The organism is Chryseobacterium sp. MHB01, from assembly GCF_034651565.1.
Lineage (GTDB): Bacteria > Bacteroidota > Bacteroidia > Flavobacteriales > Weeksellaceae > Chryseobacterium > Chryseobacterium nepalense.
On the sequence record NZ_JAYEDA010000003.1, the window covers coordinates 314,810 to 331,494 of the forward strand.

At 36.7% G+C, this 16,685-nt stretch carries 19 protein-coding genes; 10 read left to right on the forward strand and 9 right to left on the reverse strand.

Features of this window, described 5'->3' with window-relative positions:
* The first annotated feature begins 36 nt into the window (after positions 1-36).
* Entirely contained in the window at positions 37-2,367 is a 2,331-nt protein-coding gene (locus U9K52_RS07495; RefSeq protein ID WP_322925823.1) for a TonB-dependent receptor, read from the forward strand.
* Positions 2,368-2,369: 2 nt separating this feature from the next.
* On the forward strand, positions 2,370-3,176 hold the full coding sequence (locus tag U9K52_RS07500; RefSeq protein ID WP_322925824.1) for a DUF4249 domain-containing protein: 807 nt from the start codon (positions 2,370-2,372) through the stop codon (positions 3,174-3,176).
* Between the two features lie 53 nt (positions 3,177-3,229).
* On the opposite strand, the gene U9K52_RS07505 is transcribed toward U9K52_RS07500, so the two are convergent.
* Positions 3,230-3,604 carry a DUF6876 family protein gene (locus U9K52_RS07505; protein ID WP_072883217.1) on the reverse strand — a complete coding sequence of 125 codons (375 nt, stop codon included), beginning with the start codon at positions 3,602-3,604 and terminating at the stop codon, positions 3,230-3,232.
* Between the two features lie 28 nt (positions 3,605-3,632).
* Positions 3,633-4,067, reverse strand: coding sequence for a DUF6876 family protein (locus tag U9K52_RS07510; protein ID WP_322925825.1), 435 nt, complete (start codon positions 4,065-4,067; stop codon positions 3,633-3,635).
* A gap of 71 nt (positions 4,068-4,138) precedes the next feature.
* On the opposite strand from U9K52_RS07510, the gene U9K52_RS07515 reads away from it, so the two are divergent.
* Positions 4,139-4,603 carry a hypothetical protein gene (locus U9K52_RS07515; RefSeq protein WP_248392866.1) on the forward strand — a complete coding sequence of 155 codons (465 nt, stop codon included), beginning with the start codon at positions 4,139-4,141 and terminating at the stop codon, positions 4,601-4,603.
* A 1-nt stretch (position 4,604) separates the two neighbouring features.
* Here U9K52_RS07515 and U9K52_RS07520 read toward each other — a convergent pair whose 3' ends face one another.
* The 3 genes from U9K52_RS07520 to U9K52_RS07530 are packed head-to-tail and all read right to left on the reverse strand — an operon-like array spanning position 4,605 to position 5,605.
* Positions 4,605-4,862 carry a hypothetical protein gene (locus U9K52_RS07520; RefSeq protein ID WP_072883220.1) on the reverse strand — a complete coding sequence of 86 codons (258 nt, stop codon included), beginning with the start codon at positions 4,860-4,862 and terminating at the stop codon, positions 4,605-4,607.
* Positions 4,855-5,418 (reverse strand): hypothetical protein, encoded by a 564-nt coding sequence (locus tag U9K52_RS07525; protein ID WP_263603331.1) that lies wholly within the window; start codon positions 5,416-5,418, stop codon positions 4,855-4,857. The genes U9K52_RS07520 and U9K52_RS07525 overlap by 8 nt, the downstream gene beginning before the upstream one ends.
* Entirely contained in the window at positions 5,321-5,605 is a 285-nt protein-coding gene (locus U9K52_RS07530; RefSeq protein WP_263603332.1) for a hypothetical protein, read from the reverse strand. The genes U9K52_RS07525 and U9K52_RS07530 overlap by 98 nt, the downstream gene beginning before the upstream one ends.
* Before the next feature lie 567 nt (positions 5,606-6,172).
* On the opposite strand from U9K52_RS07530, the gene U9K52_RS07535 reads away from it, so the two are divergent.
* From U9K52_RS07535 to U9K52_RS07565, 7 genes are all read left to right on the forward strand, one after another.
* Positions 6,173-7,081 carry a universal stress protein gene (locus U9K52_RS07535; RefSeq protein ID WP_322925826.1) on the forward strand — a complete coding sequence of 303 codons (909 nt, stop codon included), beginning with the start codon at positions 6,173-6,175 and terminating at the stop codon, positions 7,079-7,081.
* Between the two features lie 8 nt (positions 7,082-7,089).
* Positions 7,090-7,536, forward strand: a complete 447-nt coding sequence (locus tag U9K52_RS07540) for a GNAT family N-acetyltransferase (RefSeq protein WP_322925827.1) — start codon at positions 7,090-7,092, stop codon at positions 7,534-7,536.
* 1 nt (position 7,537) lies between these two features.
* Entirely contained in the window at positions 7,538-8,650 is a 1,113-nt protein-coding gene (locus tag U9K52_RS07545; protein WP_263603335.1) for an alanine/ornithine racemase family PLP-dependent enzyme, read from the forward strand.
* A 45-nt stretch (positions 8,651-8,695) separates the two neighbouring features.
* On the forward strand, positions 8,696-9,577 hold the full coding sequence (locus U9K52_RS07550; RefSeq protein ID WP_322925828.1) for a helix-turn-helix domain-containing protein: 882 nt from the start codon (positions 8,696-8,698) through the stop codon (positions 9,575-9,577).
* 107 nt (positions 9,578-9,684) lie between these two features.
* On the forward strand, positions 9,685-9,966 hold the full coding sequence (locus tag U9K52_RS07555; protein ID WP_248392858.1) for a hypothetical protein: 282 nt from the start codon (positions 9,685-9,687) through the stop codon (positions 9,964-9,966).
* A gap of 170 nt (positions 9,967-10,136) precedes the next feature.
* On the forward strand, positions 10,137-11,267 hold the full coding sequence (locus U9K52_RS07560; RefSeq protein WP_263603337.1) for a serine hydrolase domain-containing protein: 1,131 nt from the start codon (positions 10,137-10,139) through the stop codon (positions 11,265-11,267).
* 132 nt (positions 11,268-11,399) lie between these two features.
* The gene (locus U9K52_RS07565; RefSeq protein WP_322925829.1) at positions 11,400-13,163 is read left to right on the forward strand and encodes an FAD/NAD(P)-binding protein; all 1,764 of its coding nucleotides are present in this window, start codon (positions 11,400-11,402) and stop codon (positions 13,161-13,163) included.
* Positions 13,164-13,223: 60 nt separating this feature from the next.
* Here U9K52_RS07565 and U9K52_RS07570 read toward each other — a convergent pair whose 3' ends face one another.
* The 4 genes from U9K52_RS07570 to U9K52_RS07585 all read right to left on the reverse strand — a co-directional run bounded on the left by U9K52_RS07570 (position 13,224) and on the right by U9K52_RS07585 (position 16,673).
* On the reverse strand, positions 13,224-13,490 hold the full coding sequence (locus tag U9K52_RS07570) for a hypothetical protein (RefSeq protein ID WP_263603339.1): 267 nt from the start codon (positions 13,488-13,490) through the stop codon (positions 13,224-13,226).
* A 6-nt stretch (positions 13,491-13,496) separates the two neighbouring features.
* Positions 13,497-14,858: a S41 family peptidase gene (locus U9K52_RS07575; RefSeq protein WP_322925830.1), complete on the reverse strand. Its 1,362-nt coding sequence runs from the start codon at positions 14,856-14,858 to the stop codon at positions 13,497-13,499.
* Between the two features lie 10 nt (positions 14,859-14,868).
* Positions 14,869-15,609: a hypothetical protein gene (locus tag U9K52_RS07580; RefSeq protein WP_263603341.1), complete on the reverse strand. Its 741-nt coding sequence runs from the start codon at positions 15,607-15,609 to the stop codon at positions 14,869-14,871.
* 134 nt (positions 15,610-15,743) lie between these two features.
* On the reverse strand, positions 15,744-16,673 hold the full coding sequence (locus tag U9K52_RS07585; protein WP_248392842.1) for a T9SS type A sorting domain-containing protein: 930 nt from the start codon (positions 16,671-16,673) through the stop codon (positions 15,744-15,746).
* Positions 16,674-16,685 lie beyond the last annotated feature (12 nt).

The following is a 16,685-nucleotide window of genomic DNA, read 5'->3' on the forward strand; positions in this document are numbered from 1 at the left end:
AAAAATATTATTACATCCTCAATCAATTAAACCAAAATGCAGATATTATCCTTTAAAATTGCCACTTCCGCAGCAGCAATTTGTTTCAGTACGGCTGTTTTTGCACAACAAAAATATTCTGTAAGCGGTACTATAAAAGATATTAATAACGGAGAGCTTATGATTGGGGTTACAGTAAAAGTTGCTGAAGACCCTACCATTTCTGTAGTTTCCAACGATTATGGATTTTATTCGCTTTCGCTTCCCAAAGGCACTTATCACCTCATCATTTCAAATCCAGGTTTTAAAGATTTTCAGCAAAATGTTACGGTTGAAGATAATATAAAACAGGATCTGCAGCTCGGTCAGGAAGAAGAAAAAGTAGCGAAGATTGAGGAGGTAGTCATCTCGGGAGTTAAAAAGGACAAAAACCTGACTACCGCACAAATGGGAACAGAAACGCTAAGCATCAAAAATATCGAAAAACTGCCTGTTCTTTTTGGCGAAAAAGATATTATGAAAACCATTCAGCTTTTACCGGGTATAAAAAGCAATGGAGAAGGCAGCAACGGATTCAGCGTTCGTGGCGGAGCAACAGATCAAAACCTTATTCTGCTTGATGAAGCTGCCGTTTACAACGCTTCACATCTTCTTGGTTTTTTCAGTACTTTCAACAGTGATGCTCTGAAGGATGCGAGTATTATCAAGGGAAACAGTCCGGCTCAATATGGCGGCCGCCTGTCTTCTGTACTGGATGTTAAAATGAAGGATGGAAATAATAAAGAATATAATGTGAACGGCGGCCTCGGACTGATCAGCAGCAGACTGAGTGTTGAAGGTCCTATTCAAAAAGAAAAGTCTTCTTTCATTGTTTCCGGAAGAAGAACCTATGCTGATGTATTCTTAAAGGCAACCGATGATTTTAAAGACAGTAAACTTTATTTTTACGATTTAAATTTAAAGGCTAATTACCAGATTAACGAAAACAACAGGCTTTATTTATCAGGATATTTCGGAAGAGATGTTTTGGGATTGGGTGACACTTTTGCAACCGACTGGGGAAATACTACTGCTACCCTACGTTGGAACAGTATCATCAGCAGCAAATTGTTTTCCAATACCTCTTTTATATTCAGCAATTATAATTATAATGTAAGCTTAAGCAGCAACAATAATACTTTCGGACTTTCTTCCGAAATTGAAGACTGGAATCTGAAGCAGGATTTTACCTGGTTTGCGGGGAATAATCATTCCGTGAAGTTTGGTCTTCAGTCGATTTACCACACCATTACACCAAGCAGCGCATCCGGAACCAGTGTCAGCAGTTTTCCCAGAAATCCGAGACACTCGTGGGAAAATGCTTTTTACATAAATGATGATTATAAAGTAAATGAGAAACTTACCGTGAACTACGGGATAAGGCTTTCCTTATTCAGTGTTTTAGGTGGTGATACTTTCAACACGTATGAAAATGGAGTTCTTACAGGTTCGGAATTTCTTGAAAAAGGAAAATTTGGCAAAACCTATATAAATCCGGAACCTAGAATTACAGCCAACTACCGCATCAACGATGTAAGCAGCATAAAAGGAGGATATTCCAGAAATACGCAGAACCTGCATTTATTGAGCAACAGTGGAAGCGGAAATCCTACAGACCAATGGATCGGAAGCAGCTATACAGTGAAACCGGAAATCGCAGATCAGATAAGCATTGGCTACAGCAGAAATTTCAGTAATAATAATTATGAACTTAATACTGAAGTATATTACAAATCTATGCAGAACCAGATCGATTATAAAAACGGGGCACAGATAACCTTCGATACGGCAGCCGATGTAGAGAGTGAGCTTCTTTTCGGTAAAGGAAGAGCATACGGACTTGAAATTATCGCCAAAAAGAAAAGCGGAAAACTTACCGGATGGATTTCCTACACCCTTTCGAAAACGGAAAGAAAAATTGACGGCATTAATGATAATGAATGGTATAACGCAAGAATGGATAAAACGCATGATCTTTCGCTAGTAGCAACGTATCAGCTTAATCCGAAATGGTCTTTTTCCGGATTGTTTCTGTACAGTACCGGTAATGCCGTAACTTTCCCTACAGGAAAATATGAACTGAACGGGCAAACTGTTTTTCAATACAGCAAACGAAACGCAGACCGTATGCCGGCTTATCACAGAATGGATCTGAATGCCACTTATGAACCCGCTTCCAACCGACGCTTTAAGGGATCATGGTCATTCGGGATCTACAATGTTTACGGCCGGGAAAATGCCTATGTAATTAATTTTGAAGATAATCCTGACAGCCCGGGAACAACGAGGGCCGTACAGACATCCCTGTTCAGATGGGTTCCCAATATCACTTATAATTTTAAGTTTTAATCATGAAAAAAATATTTTTAATCATAGCAGCACTTACAATAACCGTTTCATGTGAAAAAGAAATTGATCTTGATCTCGAAAATCAAAGCGGAAAAATTGTAATTGAAGGTAATATTACGGATAAAGCAGGTCCTTATATTGTAAAAATAACAAAATCGGCTTCTTTTACCTCTCTCAATGAGTATCCTGCCGTAGAAGGTGCGCAGGTAACCCTGAGAGACGATGCGGGACATTCTGAAATACTGCAGTACATAGGCGGCGGAAACTATCGGACCTCGGCGATCACCGGTGAGCCGGGAAGAACGTATACCCTGACAGTAAAAGCTGAAGGTAATGAATATGTTGCGCAGAGCACCATGCCCCAGCCGGTTGCTTTTGAAGGTCTTATGCAGGATTCTTTTGTAGTGGCGGGCGAAACAAGCTATACACTTCTGCCTGTTTTCACGGATCCTCCTGCCTTAGGTAACCGTTACCTCTTCAGTTTCACCGTAAACAATAATCCTAAAAAGTTTTTCTCTGAATTTTCAGACAATGTAAATAATGGTATGCTCAATCAAAGGCCATTGCTGCTTCCTAATGATGACAGTGACCCCGGAGATATAAAAGTTGTGCCCGGAGATATTATTTATGTTGAAATGCAGTGTATCGATAACCAGGTATATACCTTCTACTCTGCTCTTCTTCAGCTTTCCGGCAGTGGTCCCGGTGGCGGAATTACGCCGGCCAATCCGCCGAGTAACATCAGTAATGGCGCGCTGGGATACTTTTCCGCGCATACCTCAGAAAAGTTAAGTGCCGTTATTCAATAACGGCACTTTATTTAATAATAAATTTTGAGTTCAAATCTTAACATTTCCAATGGTTACGCATACATTTTTGATTCAATCGGCAGACAAAGAAGGTTTTTCTTTACCAGCAGGAAGAGGTCATCAAAATAAAAAGGAATAGAGATGTCATTTTTTTCAGTAAGAATTATTCCGTCCTCATCGGTACAGTAAAGCCTGAAAACGTTTCCTTCTACTCTTTTAAAATGCCAGTGCTGTGTTTCACAGTTGATTTTTGGCTGTTCTTCCAGAATGATCTCCAGCAGCCAGCTGCAATCTTCTTCGTTGGAAACATCCACAATTCCTTTGGTTAATTTATAACCTTCTTTAAATTCAAACAGTTCTTCTGTTGATGTGTAAGAGTCGTAAAGCGTGTTTACGGAATTTCTTTTTTTGTTTCTTTTAATACTCATGAGATTAGTTAATTAATTATTCTTAGTTTTAGTTCAATTTTGTTTTAATATCATCCATACTTTTGGAAGTATGATTGGCTGTTTCATTTTTGATAAGCTTTACAAATTCATTATATTCTCCCGGCAAGATGAGGTAGCTGCCAATTTTCCATATCGTGATTTCATTAAATAAAAAATCCGGTGATATAAAAGTATTTTCAAAAAGAATACTTCCTGAACTGTCTTTGCATTGGAGCTCATATTCTAACCCTTCTTTTCTCTTCAGCTTCCAGAACTCCACCAGTTGTATACCAGATGCTTTCTGCTGAAAACAGATGATCTGTAAAAGCCATTGGCATTGTGTTTCGCCGGATATTCTGAAAATCCCTTCAGAGAGAAAAAATCCGGATTGGAATTCAATAAAATCTCTTGGCTGTATAAAATGACGGTAATAGTCATTCGCCGATTGCATATAATTTTTCATTTGTATTAATATTCTATAATTTTGTTTTATCTTTGCAAATATAGACTAAATTCCGACTATAAAAAATAATTATGGACAAAATTCAGACCACGAAAGAAAGAATTTTAATTTTTTTAGAGGCAAACAACATTAAAAAGGAAACTTTTTACAGAGAAAGCGGGATTTCGGCATCCAATTTTAAAGGTGCCGGACTGAAGAGTGACCTGGGTGTAGATAAGCTTGCCCGGATTCTAAGAGTCTATCCGGACCTTAATGATAACCTTGTCTGGCTGATCACCGGTGAAGGAGAATTGTTAACAGAAGCTGATAAAAACAAAAAAGATCATCGGAATGATGATCTTTATACTAATGAGATTAATGATAAGATTGGAGATCTGCTTGCCAATTTGTTTGCCCAGTATAATACTCAGGACAAAACATTAATGTTTCTGCAAAGCCAGATCAGTAAAATTGAAAAGAAATACAGTAAAGCTATTTCAGAACAAAATAAGATGTTGAACGAAATACTTTCAGCAATGAAAATATCTGCCAAATAAATTAGTTTTTATTAATGATAATCTTTTCTGAACCATAAATAAAACTCTTCGTAGGTACAGACATAACGATATACCCCAGTTCATTGGTAAATACTTCCAGTTCCTCAAGGGTTTTTATAAATCCGTTATTGATTTCTTTCTTTACCAAATTCATTTTTCTTATATATTCCTCCTCAGATATTACCGTATTGTCATAATCTTCCCATAATTTATCCGAGAGAGCAACAAGAATCTTTAATCTATCTCTGTGACTACTCATTTTTTCCTAAACGTTTAAATAATATGGAAGAAAATCTTTCAAGCGTACTGTTATTAAATTTATCAAGCAGATAAATTTTTCTGTAATATCTATCCAGCAGAAACACAAGGACTATAATTACCAACAGCAGGCAAATTATTGCTGCATCTGCAATTGCGGAAATTTTGTTCTGGTTAAAGAACACAAATTTCACATAAGTGCTTAGGTGAAAGTACCCCGATATTAAAGCCGCATAAAAAGTAAACCTGTTTGCCCTGAACAATCCGCCCAGCGCCAACAGTATCATACAAACCGGTATCGACAAAAAGTAAATAGCAGAATCCAGATCAAGACTTCTTACACCTGCGTTATTATCCAACTGCACCGTTACATCAGTGAAGTATCCTACTATATTGTTCAGAAAAGGCAATATAGCTGAAATAATAACAAAAACAGAAGCCGTAATCTCAATAATGAGCTTACTTAGGCCTGTCCGGTTTTGTCGGATCAATTGTTTCTCCTGTGTCAGTTCCTGCCTGTTCTGCGGAGATGTCTGCTGGGATTGCTTGTGGTACATCGATAATTTCCTTGCTTTTTGTTGAATCTGTTTTTTTAGCGGTTTCATCTCCTTGTTTGCTTTCAATTTTAAAAGCTTCTGAAGTCTTACTCGTCTTCGGGTATGAATCTCCCTCTTCATACCTATCCGAACAAGCCGCTAAAAGGGATAATAATAAGATTCCGGATAATAATAGTTTTATGTTCATAGTAAAAATAATTTTTAGCACCTAAAGATAAAGCTTTTACCTCTAAATTTAGACATAGTAAAAATATAATAATTACTTCTTATTTCCTATAAGAATATTCATATAATTTTTCCGGATTTTATTATATCACCGCATATTGAATTCAAATTTAGTAAAATATATTCAGATTTAAGAAAATAAATGAAAAAATAAAACTTAAAATTTATTGAATTACAAAGTAATGTACCCGTTTTAAAACAGTGCTGCCACTAATAAAATGCTAAGTAATTTAACGCAGGATCTGTTGAAATAATTTTTAAACTATTGACAGTCAAAAATTTAAAAATAATATCTTTTATTCATTAATACAATCCAAAAATCAATTAAAAAAATAACTCCACTTTTAACATACCATATTTAAAAGAGAACTTTTTTTTCCACACAGAACGATTGTCAAATAGTTTCATTTGATAAAACAATACGAGACGTAATCGAATATAAAAAGTAAAATATACCATAACAACAATAAATCATGACATGTTTTTCTTATGCTTGGCCGTAATTTTGCACTCTTATATCACAATTGATATGGAAAAACACACCAAAATAAAAACAATCTTAGTTGCTATTGATTTTACCCAAAAAACAGATAGCGCAACAATTCTTGCCGTACATATGGCAAAAAGACATAATGCAAGAATCATCCTGTTCCATAATGTAATGAATTTTTTTATCATTGACCGGACAGGCAGGCAGATCGTAGGTGAAGATACAGTTACTAAACAATATGCTGAAGCAGAAAACAGTCTTGAAATGATTAAAAATTCTCTGCAGCAAAACTATAACGACATTACCTTTTTAAAAAGAATCGGGACAGAGACCATTACCAACAGCATCAATAAAATTGTTGAGGAAGAATCTGTAGACATTGTCATTACCGGAACATCCGGAAAACAGGGATTGCGGGAGCTTATCCTTGGGTCGTCTTCTTATCAGATTCTTAAAGGAGTAAACTGTTCGGTTCTGATGATGCCGGAAGATTCCAGACAATTCAAATTTGAGAGAATCCTGGTTCCTGTACGTGTTCTTGAAAAACTTAAGGAAAAAATGGAAATCTCAAAACTTATAGCCGAAAAGAATAAAGGTTTTATTAGTCTTTTCGGAATTTCGGGAGATGAAAATTTTACCAGCATCCGAAAAGCTTTTATAAATATACGGGAATCTCTGAAAGGAAGTGATACGGAACATTATACTTCATTTACTGTGAGCAACGATAAAGCCGTGGAAATATCCAAAGCTTCTAAAGATGCCGAATTTGATCTTATTATTCTGAATTATCAGGATGAAGAAAGCTGGAAATCATTCTTTTCTGAGAATTTTTTCAAGCAGATCATTAATAACACATCCGTTCCGTTGTTGTTTTTTAAGGATGATGACATGCCTGCCCAGGATCCGGAACCGGCGGGTTACGACATTACACTACCTTTTCCGGGATAATAATAAAGATGATAACAATTAATATATACAACCCAAAAAATTTAACAGAAACAACTGAAATTTCAGCATTAACAGCATTTCTCTTCGAGCAGCTCGGCCAGTACGGAGATCCTGAGAAAGATATCAGAAAAGCTATAGAATATGCTTTAGATATTGAAAATAAACCTGGCGGAACAATTGTCACAGCGGTGGATCAGCAGACCGGAAAACTGAAGGGAGTCTGTGTTGTCAACAAAACCGGAATGAGTGGTTACATTCCTGAAAATATTCTGGTTTACATTGCTACAGACAAAGAATCCAGAGGACTGGGAATTGGAAAAAATATCATGCAGAAAGTTATTGAAACCACAGATGGAGATATCGCTCTTCACTGTGAAAGCGAAAATCCTGCCCGTAACCTTTACGAAAAACTTGGATTCAAAAGCAAATATCTTGAAATGCGATTAAAAAAATAATATGTCTTATATCACTCTAAATACAGAAAAGCTTGCGCAGAATTATGATTTTTTAAATCATCTTTTTGACAGGCATGAAATAGAATGGGCAGTTGTTGCCAAACTTCTCTGCGGAAACGAAATCTTCCTGAAGAGTCTTCTTTCAGTAATAGATACGGATATCTGTGATTCGCGTCTCAGCAATCTGAAAAAAATCAAGGAACTTTCCCCTGAAACCAAAACTGTTTACATAAAACCTCCGGCAAAACGTCTTGCAGCAAGTATTGTAAAATATGCAGATGTAAGTTTCAATTCAGAAATTGAAACCATAAAAGCACTTTCAGAAGAAGCTTTCAAACAAGACAAAATTCACCGTATCGTCATTATGATAGAGATGGGTGAGCTTCGGGAAGGTATTATGGCAGATTCTCTTCCTGATTTTTATGCGGAAGTTTTAAAGTTTCCCAATATTGAAGTTTCAGGAATCGGAACCAACCTCAAATGTCTTAACGGCATTCTTCCGGACCGGGAAAAACTCAATCGTCTTGTCAATTACAGAAGAAACACTGAGAAGATTTTTAAAAAGAAAATTCCATACATCAGTGCAGGTTCATCCGTAACGATTCCTTTGATCAGCAAGGGCAAAGTTCCGGACGGAATCAATCATTTCCGGGTTGGAGAAAGTCTTTTCTTCGGAACCGATGTCTTTAATGATACTTACATTAAAGGAATGCACAAGGATGTTTTTACCCTGACGGCGGAAGTAATTGAAATGATTAAAAAACCCATGGTTCCTACCGGAAGAGTGGGAAAAAATCTTACCGGTGAAAGTCCGGAATACGATGAAAAAGACAGGGACAAGACTTCTGTAAGGGCCATTGTAGATCTTGGCGTTCTTGATATAGATGTGAAGCAGGTATATCCTCTCTCTGAAGGGATTGAAGTGTTGGGAGCAAGCTCAGACATGATGATTCTGAATATCACCGATGATAAAAAAGATTTAAAAGTTGGCGACGAAATCAATTTCGGAGTAAGCTATCTCGCTGTACTGCGTGCTATGAATTCAGATTATGTAGACAAGAAGGTAGTCAATTCATTAAAAATGAAGAAAAAATCCGAAAAGGCAGAAGTTTAATTTTTAAACTTTCGGTATTAAATCAATAAAGGAAAAGCATACATTGTGAAACAGGATATCAAAACACTGCAATTGTATCATCTGGAGAAAGTGCATTATCTGAAAAATGAAGTACTGATTCTCCCTGTTGCTTTGTTATTTGATAAAATGAACGTTAATAAACATTGGCGAAACCGTTTTTATTCTATTTTTCTGTTTAAAGAAGCAGAAGGTTCGGTAATCATTGATGATCATTTGTATGAATTGAAAAAAGACAGTCTGCTCTTCCTTAATTACAACCAGGTATATTATTTTAATCTTTCATGGGTTCCCGAAGGCTATGTGATATTATTTACAAAATCCTTTTACAATCATGTTTATACCGGCAATAAGCTCATCAGAAGCGACACCGCAATGGCGGAAATGCCACAGATGATAGATCTTGGTGCATCATCTGTAGCGGAGTTCTGGCAGCAATTTTATATCATCAGAAAAGAATACGGCAGAAACCGGATGTTTGCAAAAGAAATGATCTGTATGCAGCTTAAGATATTCATATTGAGATACATAAGAGCTTCTAAAATAATAAAAGAACACAGCCTGCCTGCCGATCATAAAAAAGAAATTGTTGCCAGATTTTCAGAGCTTGTCAATCAGTTTTATAAAGAACTGAAAACAACTGCCCCCTATGCAGAAAAATTAAATCTTAGTCCTAATTATTTAAACATGCTTATTAAGCAACATCTTGCCCTAAGTGCAGGACAGCTTATAAAAAACAGGGTAATTCTGGAAGCAGAAAGGCTGTTGCTCCACACTCATCTATCCGTTACTGAAATTTCTTACGAACTCGGATTTAGCGACAATTCACATTTCGGAAAATATTTTAAGTCTGCCACCAACAAATCTCCCAAAATCTTTCGTACAGAAAATAAAATTCAAAAATCCTGAAATTTTAACATTGTAATCATAAATCATTACAATTTCATCAACCTGCTTTACATACCACAATTATTATTTTTTCTCCAATGTTTTAATACATTAGCAAAAAAATAAAGGTGTCTTATACCATAAAAACAACGAAGGAAGGATTGATTTATATTAAAGCTTCAAGCATTATAGGAGTAAGCAGACCCAACTCGATTGACGGTGCAAAAGTTTCCGGTGGTCCTTTAATTATCAACGCTGATCATGTTACCTTTTTAAGCTTTGATACGGAAAGTAAGGTTACTTATTTTATGATGAACGGTTTTCAGATCTCCATGAAAATTCTATTTCAGGATGCGGAAGAAGCACTCCAATATGCTAAATCGCATGTGGATAAAATTATAAAAGACTGATTTTTTATAATTTCTATATTGAATAATTCTTAAACATCATATTCAGATTCCAAAATATTGTCGGCACAGCCTTTGAATGAAATCAGCAGATGTGTTGTAATTGTAAAACCGGATCATCAGGATATCCACTATAATTACAGCAATCTGAACCGACTTCATCTGAAATCAATATGAAAAAATTTCTGTCTGTATTCATCGCCGTAATATCAGCATTTATTGCTGTAATCTGTCTTTCAGGTTACCATTTTATATTTAAAGTGTTTGCCCTGAATATCAAAAAAGGTCCGATAACGCCATCAAGCGATGATGCAGAAAAGTTTTCTTCCAGAAGCATTCCGAATAAAAATCCCGAGCCCTGGCAAAAATCAACATCGTACAATTCTGCTGCAATTCCGGAAACTATTCTTAAAGAGCTGAAAAAAACAAGAGCCTCATCCCTTATTGTTATCCAAAATAACGAAATCATTCACGAAAAATATTGGAAAGACCACAATTCTTCATCCCTGATGAATTCTTTTTCAATGGCTAAGGGTATTCTTTCATTATTGGTGGGATGTGCCATTGACGACGGCTATCTTCAGTCGGAACACCAGCTTCTATCATCAATTTTTCCATCCTATAAAAACAATAAATACGGTAAGCATATTACCTTATACCATCTCATGACCATGCAGGCCGGACTGGACTGGAAGGAAGAATACCACCACCCTTTTTCTGAAAATTCAAAACAATATTTTGTTGAAGATCTTGCCCAACAGGCTTTTGAAACTGAATGTAAAGAATTGCCGGGTCAGCATTATGAATATCAAAGCGTTGCTGCACAGCTTCTTGGTCTTGCGTTAAGAAAAGCCACACAAAAAGATCTTGCCACCTATCTTTCTGAAAAAATATGGAAACCTCTGGGTATGGAATCTCCCGCAAAATGGAGCATTGATAAAAAAGGTGTAGAAAAAGCATTCTGCTGCATTCATGCCAGATCAAGAGATTTTGCTAAAATTGGTCAGCTGGTGATGCAGAATGGAAGCTGGAAAGGAAAACAAATCATCAGCGAAGAATACTGCAAAAGAATGTTGACACCAACGAAAATAAATGACGCATTTGGCTTTACCATCTGGGCAGATGATGAAGATTCTTTACAATACCGGTTTTTCTACGGCTTTTTAGGCCAGTTTATCATTATGATTCCTGAAAAAAAAATGGTTATTGTAAAAACCGGATTTTACAACAGACTGGAAGTGGATCAAAAGAAACGGCCACTTCAGGTAAAACTTTTCGCCGAAGAATTTTCAAAGATGATCTAGATGATCAGAATCATTTTTTAATTCTATATATACCACATTTTATTAGGTACCCAGGTACTGGCATACGCTTTGGAGTAAGATCATGACTGCAATCATAAACCGGTTCAAAAAAATTTATACAACCGGTTTTCAATGATGCATCAATTACTGCAAAATAGAAGTATAGATATGGAAAAAATCGACAGTATAGGAATTGTCGGGGGCGGACCGGCAGCATTATTTGTTGTCAAACATCTGATCTCCGAAAATATATATCCCCAGACATTATATATTTTTGAAAAAAACACGAGAATAGGCGCAGGAATGCCTTACAGCCAAGAAGGTGCAGCCAAAGAACATGTAGCTAACGTTTCTGCCAATGAACTTCCTGAGCTTCCCGAAACTTTTTCATCATTTATCCAAAGAAAACCTTATCCGCATCATCCTGATTTCTCAGATTATCGCGATATCAATGAATATAAAGTCATCCCGAGGTTAATATTAGGCGATTATCTGGAAGAACAATTCAAAATACTTCTGAATACTGCCAGAAAAAAAGGTGTTACAGTAAAAGTGTTCACCGAAACGACAGTTATTGATATCCGCAAAAAAGATCATCTTTTTGAAATTATTACAGGTGGGGATGATATCTATGAGTGCTCGGCAACAATTATCTGTACCGGGCATCACTGGCCTAAAAAATTTGAAGGAAATAAAAACGGATGGTACGATTCTCCTTATCCGCCGTCAAAATTTTCTTCGCCAACCAATTACCCGATTGCCATACGCGGAACTTCTCTCACAGCGGTTGATGCTATTAAAACACTTGCGAGAATTAACGGAACATTTAGTGAAAAAGATAATGAGATGACCTATACTTTACATGAAAACAGCAGTAATTTTTCCCTTACCTTATTTTCAAAAAGAGGGTATCTTCCTGCGCTTCGTTTTCATTCTGAGGGAAGTGCTTTTTCAGAGGGATGGATTATGTCTCAGGAAGAAATTTATGAATACAAAGAGAAAAACGGAGGTTTTGTAGATTTAAATTATGTATTTGAACGCAATTTCAAGCAGCCGCTCCGTAAAAAAAATGAAAAATTTTATAATGAAATTAAAGACCTCACCATTGAACAGTTTGTAGAAAAAATGCTGGCTTTGCGTGAGGAACTGGACAGTTTCGAGCTGTTTAAAGCAGAATATTACGAAGCACAAAAATCAATCGAAAGACATCAGACCATCGCCTGGAAAGAAACGCTTTCGGCATTCAGCTATGCGATTAACTATCCTGCCAAGCATTTTTCGGCAGAAGATATGATCAGGATGAAAAAAACGCTGCTTCCTCTTATTTCGGTGATTATTGCATCATTACCACAGTCCTCATACAGGGAAATTATTGCTTTATATAATCAGGGGCTCATCAGTCTTGTCAGCGTAGATGATGAAAGCCATGTAGAACCCCATCAGGAAGAAGGTGCAATATATCATTATACCGATCATCATTCAGGAGAGGCAAAATCAGATCATTACAGAATGTATGTTGATGCTGTGGGACAGCAGCCGGTACAATTCAATGATATTCCATTCGAAACACTTCGTGAAGAAGGATTAATCAGTTCCGGATATCTTAAGTTTAAAGATACAAGTACAGGGAAAATGCAGTTTGAAGAAGGCAATAAAAAAATCCTGAAAATCGAACCGGAAAACTATTATCTTCGTGTGGATGGACTGAATATAAACGATTATTTCCAGGCACTTGATTATTACGGAAGGGCAACACAAAATCTTTTTATTATGACCGTGCCATACATTGCAGGACTCAATCCGGATTATTCGGGTCTTGATTTTTGTGATACCGCGGGAAAAAGAGTGGCAACCTGTTTAAAATCAGGGATAATTGCTGACCAAATCGTTTCTTAATTCAGAATATTTAATGATAAATCAATGAGCTCGCATAACGGTGAGCTCTTTTTATGAGTATTATTTCCGTGTCCTTTTTAACTGGCGTATTCTGGGAGTCAGTAATTTTTGTTGTCCCTGATAGAACTCCCGGTATTTTTTTATACTCTTTTCCAGGTTTCTTTTCTTGCTTAAATAATCTTCATACAGCTCATTCAGCTCGATCATCATCTGATGAGCATCTTCCGGATTGATACAGGATTCATGTTTCGAATTCTTGATGAGATCCGAATAATATTTCATTCTTTCGATGAGACTGGTATGGATTTTCGGCTCTATTCCCTGCATTTTTGTTTATTTAAAATTTAACCCTGAAAATCCCGCTGCCGGACTGTCACTCTGAAATAAAACTTTAATTTCATTTTCATCAGCATTCGTATTTCCCTGCTTAGAATAGATTTTATTCAGAACAGATGAAAGTAAAGCTTCAGCAGGATCGCCTAAAGGCATTAACGGTAAATTATTAAATTCATTGACAGCAAATTGCGGACTTATACCATTGATATAACCACCCTCTTCATTGGCATTGAACACTTTATAAATAACAGGATGAAGCTGCCATGTAATTTTTTTCGGTTTTCTTTTATCCTCAATGATAAATCCGGCCATATCTTTTCCTAAAGTAGCCTCTCCTACCTGAATTACTTCCATGTACGGCTTAAGATTATTGATTACAATTTCAGCGGCGGATGCTGTACTTCCCGAAGTCAGCACATACACTCTGTTTAAGCCTAAGGAATGGGCATGCAAAGCATCAAAAGATAGTGCACCGGGATCATAGGCCATTTGCTGGGAAAAGGTTCTGCTGAGTTCACCACCGTTCTTATTACCTTTATAGATAATGAACTTGGAATTCGCTGAAATTCCTGAAGGTATCATTGCACACAGTGCTGCTGCAGAGGAAACAGAACCTCCGTAATTGTAGCGGAGATCTAAAATAAGTTCCTGAATCCCTGATGATTTGAATTCACTGAACTTCTGGTTCAGAGCGGAAGTCATTCCATCCGGAAAATCATACATGTAAAGATAACCGGTTTTTTTACCGTTCTGCTCAAAAATTTTGGAGAGTAGCGGCTGTTCAAGAGAATAACCGTAATATACCGTTACATTTTTTTCATTAATAACAGATCCGTTCTGCCAGTTTCCGACTGTCAGATCAATAACGGTTTTGCTTGAAATGGATTCCGTCAATTGTTTCGCATTGGAAGCAGTAATGGCTTGTCCGTTTATTTTTTTGATCACCATTCCACGTTCCAGGCCTGAGTTGGAAGCAGGAGAATTTTTTAAAACCAGTTTAACTACCGTTACTATTTCACCTCCTGACAACTGCAGGATCGCGTAATCGAAACCGAACAAGTTCCGTACAGATTTCGGATATGTATTGGGATCAGCAGTATTAACAATGAAAGAAAAGCGGTCCTGGGATGATAATAAGCTTTTAAAAAAATCCTTTGTAGAAAGATAATAGTCCGGTTTTGCAGGCATTTGATCTGCCCAGTAATAATACCGGCGCATGCTATCCTGAATCCAGCGGTTGGTATATTCCGTAGTTCCTTCCGGGAAGTCCGGCACGTCATCATCCGTCCAGTTACAAGAAACCGTGAAAGCTGACAACATCATTACCCACAAAAACTGAATTTTAAAAAAATCTTTCATAAATAATTATTTATAAATAATCTGCTACGTCAATATCTCCTTTAATGACCAATACTCCATTTTCCATTTTTTCCTGAAGAACAATCATATTGGCTCCAATATCCTGTTTTAAGGTTGCTTTTATAATAGTAGTTCCTGTGTAAGGTTCCGTAGTTCCAGATTTATACAATTCAAGATAGACAGGAGCGGTAGCACTGAAATAGTTATATATTTTTACACTGGTAAAATCTCTTCTTCCAATGTTGTCAAATTCGGCAAGCACGACGCCATTTTCTCTTTTTAGGACACCTTTCACACTCTGAAGGGAAGATCCTGAAAATTCGCCAAGATTGGGAAAGATAAACTCAAAGCCTACTTTTCCCAAATTCACCTGTGGTTTTACGGCATAGGTCTGCAGGAAAATTCCAGGAAGATTGAAGAAATACAGATTTTTGTAACCCTTGGCATTATTATAATTAATAGAATATGCAACAATCTTGCTTCCTGTCTGATGGTTGTAAATTTCCAATTCGTCGGTTTCCCCGTTATCAAGCACAAAATTGATTTTGGTTTCTATTTTATCCGTATAAGATGTGGCACCATTGATGGAAACGGGCTGGCCATTCAGCCTCATCTGAATAATATCCGGTTTTGAAAATCCTTTCACCGTAACTTCGGCAGGAATCTGATCTTTATCATAAGTTTCCAACGTGCTGTTGTCGGTGCATGAAAAAAATATGGTGAACGCTAAAAATGCTAAAAAGTTTTTCATTTTATTAGTATTGGGTCATTATCAACATTAAAAAAACTGCCCAAAACCGATCTGGCATCGGGCAATTACCTAATTTTAAAATCTAATTGAAAATGTTTACTTGAGTTTTCATGGTTTCCTTGTAAAGGAATCTTTTATTTTTTAATAAACTTCAGTCTTTCCGCTATTTTACCATCGGATACTTCTGCCACATATGTTCCTGAAGATAAAGCTGTAACATTAATGTTTTTTGAATACTTTGACATCAAAACTTTTTGTCCTGACATATTGTAAACGCTTACCACAACCGAATTTTCATTCAATACCGGATTAAGCTTAAGCTGCAAAAATTCGGAAACAGGATTTTCCTTTACTTTCGTAAGTGTTTTTTGTGCTGCTGATTCTTTTGTCCCAAGAACAAATGAGGATGCATAAATTCCTATCTCATCAATATTGATATTCTGAACGTTCAGTCCTGAAGTAATTCTATTTGACCAGAAACCGATATAAATTTTCTTTCCAGCAAAGCTTGAAAGGTTCACTAAACTTTCCGCAGACTGTGTTAAATCTGTAGAAGGCCACGGATTCGCCGTATTTCCGGCGATAATGGTATATGGGCTTGTAATGGTGTTACCGTTTCCGTCTACCGTCATTGCCTGGAAATCTGCAACGGTAGGAACCGGTTTCTGAGGGGTGCTGGTAAAAATCCAAAGATCTCTCCCTACAATAGTATGGGTTGTTCTCTGTCTGCTGATATAGGCTGCAAGAGTGATCGTTCCTGAAGCTCCTGTTAAATCGATTTCAGGCGAAATAATCCAGTCATTCTCCGTAGAAAAATTGGCAGCTGTACCAGTAGGCACAAGATTAATGGAATATCTTAAAACCCCTGAAGCACCATATGTAAGAGCCGTTCCGTTGTAGTAAATATTATTTCCCTGCTGCCATTGGTTGCTGTTTCCATTTCCGTTAAAAAACGTCCATCCCTGAAGATCATCAGGGGTATCAAAAGAATTTACCCATACAGGAATCTGAGAATAAGCCATCAGCGGCAGAAGCAGAATAGAAAATAAAATTGTTTTTTTCATTATGAAAATATT